The following is a 2842-nucleotide window of genomic DNA, read 5'->3' as shown; positions in this document are numbered from 1 at the left end:
ATGCCGGTGAACAGCGCGCGAGCACGAGGCTGCGGCCAGCCCCTCGGGAGGAGCTCGTCCGGCAGCTCGGGATCCACCGCCGGGAACTCGCGCCACGCGTCGATCACCGCCGTCCGGACGACCAGGGCCTCGTGCTCGTCGCGGCAACTGAGCGCCAGCTGTAGCGGATGGAGCAGAGGGTTGGTGCTCAAGGCGGCGCCGACCGTCTTACCAATCACTGTTGCGCCAGCGCGGCCCAACAGACCGAGATCGCGAACGTCGCGTTCCAACGGTCCGGCCTCTCGCCGTGGACGGCATCTCGTGGCTGTTGGGCTGGCAAGACCTCGACGACATCAACCAGAACAACATCAATCAGAACAACGTCGGTCAGAACCTCGTCGGCCACCCCGACCCACAGCCCCTGGCACGCGTCCCCCACTTCGCCACCAAAGCACGCCGCTCACACATCGGCACGGCACGCCGCACCAAAGCACCGCCACCATGCACACCGCGGGCACCCTGTCCACCATCACGACAACCCGCGCGATGAAATGGGGCGCCAGGTGGGCGACGAACGTGGGGTCACACCGCCCGGCGCCCGTGTCGTTGATGTGAGTAGACCGCTCGCCCCGCGCGGGATGGTGGGAGGCACGGGGCGCGGCACCGTATACGACCCAGCGGTGGTCGCGCCCCACACTCCGCCAGCTAGGTCTGTGGCAAGCCGGCCGGCTAGCTCGCGCTCTTCGTCCTGCTTCGGCAAGGGTTGTCGTTGTCGGCGGGGTTGAGCCGTTGGCATGTTTCGACCCCACGGCGGGGCCACGTGCCGCGGTGGCTACTCGAGGGGAGGTGTCGGATCGGGCACGGGGGCACGCCAGAGCACGACGAGCTCAGCGGTGTGGGATCCGATCAGGTCCAGCAAGTGTGCGGTCCGTCGAACCGTGCGGCGGTTTCCCCGACCCTCGGCACGCCTGCCGCCAGGCCGGGTCAGCCGGTGCTGAGATGCACGGTGGGGTGGGCTCCGAAATCGCGTTCGGTGACGCTAGATCCTAGAGACGCGGATCGCTCCCGACGAACCCGGTCAGGTAACCAACCCTCGCATCTCAATCTGACCGCGCGTCGACCCCACGACAGCATATTCGCTACCGCACTCGCTGACCCCGACTCTCCTGACCGGCCATGATGAGTACATCGCGGGCCAATACCGCCTGCCCACGTGACACGACGGCCCTCCCTATCGGCGGGAGGTGACGCCGCCGTTCGTCGCGGTGAGCGGGAGCTCCACGCGCAGGCTGGTCCCCGCGCCGCGCGGGCTGTCGAGAGAGATTCGGCCGCCGAGCGCCTCAACGCGGTCCTTGAGGCCGACCAGGCCGGTGCCGCGGGTGAAGTCGGCGCCGCCGGCGCCGTCGTCGCGGACCGCGACGCGCAGGAAAGCGTCCGCGGCGTCGACCTCGACTGCGACGGCCGAGGCGCGCGCGTGCTTGGCCGCGTTGGTCAGCGCCTCGGCGACGACGTAGTACGCGCTGACCTCGACATGCTCGGGCAGCCGTCCCTCCGCGCGCACGTCCAGGTGGACGGGGATCGGCGCGCGGCGGGCCAGCGTGCGCAGCGCCGCGCGGAGGCCGCCCTTGGCCAGGGCGGCCGGGTGGATGCCACGCGCGATCTCGCGCAGCTCGTCCAGCGCGCCGGTCGCCTCGGCGGCGAGCTCGTCAAGCTCGGCGGCGAGCTCGTCGAGCTCGGGCGGCACCGCCGCCCGCGCATTGCGCAGCTGCAGCGCCAGCGAGACCAGCCGCTGTTGGGCGCCGTCATGCAGGTCCCGTTCGATCCGCCGGCGCGTCTGGTCGGCGGCGGCGACGATACGCGCGCGCGACGTGGCGAGCTCGGCCCGACTTTCAGCGTTGGCGATGGCGGTCGCGACGAGCTCGGTGAAGTCGACCAGCCGCTGCTCGGTGTCCTGGGGCAGCCGGTCGCGCCGCGACCCGACGGCCATTGCGCCCCAGAGCCAACCCTCGACCACGATCGGGCTAGCGACCGCACAGCGGACGCCCGTCAGGGTGGCCTCGGGCAGGCTCGCCGACGTCGGGGCGTCCACGTCGCGGCGAGCCGCGCGGCCGGTCGCCTGGACCGACGCCATGGCCAAGCGGGGGTCGGGCGTGCCGCGCGAACCCGGTTGGGAGTGCTCGAACCCGTAGCCTCCCATCACGGTCGCCTCCCCGTCCGGCTCGAACCGCACGATCACCGCGGCGCCGGCGCCGAAGAGCGCGCCGACCTCCTCGGCCACCGCGGCGAACACGAGATCCGGCCCCACCCCGCGAGCCACCAGCGTCGCCACCCGCCGCAAAGCCGCCTGCTCGTCGGCGATCCGGCGAAACTCGGCGTACAGCTGGGCGTTTTCGAGGGAGACGGCGAGTTGGCCGGCGATGAGCGTGACAGCGTCGAGCCGTTCGGCGGTGAACGCGCCGCGGATGAGGCGGTTCTCGAGCAGCAGCACCGCCCGCAGGTTGCCCCGGTTGAGGATGGGTACGGCCAGAAGCGAGCAGCAATCGGCATCGGTAAAGTACGCGTCGCGGGTGGCGTCGCCAACGACCAGCGGCTCACCCAGCCGTTGGGCGTAGCGCAGCACGGACATCGGCACCGCGCGTTCGTGGCCGGTGCCGCTGATCGGGGCGGCGTCGCCGCCTGGTGTCGGCAGGAGCCAGCCTTGTCGATCGTCGCTCCACACCAGCTGCGGTCGGGCGGTGATGTCGTCGCGCCGGTGCTGGGCCAGGAAGGGTTGCTCGGCGACGGTGGCGCGGATCCGCCAGGTCGGCTCGCCCGCGATCCCGCCGGCACCCGGGCCGCCCCAGTCGACGGTGATCTCGGTGCC

3 protein-coding genes are annotated in these 2842 nt (G+C 71.7%); all 3 read right to left on the bottom strand.

The features are described from left to right. Positions 1-191: PaaX family transcriptional regulator C-terminal domain-containing protein (locus VGD70_RS13890; protein WP_331081789.1), on the bottom strand; the 191-nt coding region annotated here is incomplete at its 3' end. Positions 192-214: 23 nt separating this feature from the next. Continuing rightward, the gene (locus tag VGD70_RS13885) at positions 215-385 is read right to left on the bottom strand and encodes a hypothetical protein (RefSeq protein WP_331081787.1); all 171 of its coding nucleotides are present in this window, start codon (positions 383-385) and stop codon (positions 215-217) included. A gap of 825 nt (positions 386-1210) precedes the next feature. Next, the coding region (locus VGD70_RS13880; RefSeq protein ID WP_331081785.1) for a GAF domain-containing sensor histidine kinase at positions 1211-2842 on the bottom strand (1632 nt) is incomplete at its 5' end.

Source organism: Actinophytocola sp. (assembly GCF_036402745.1).
In the GTDB taxonomy this organism is placed as follows: domain Bacteria; phylum Actinomycetota; class Actinomycetes; order Mycobacteriales; family Pseudonocardiaceae; genus Actinophytocola.
Note: the sequence above shows the minus strand (reverse complement) of the source record. Positions and strands in the feature narration are given on the sequence as shown.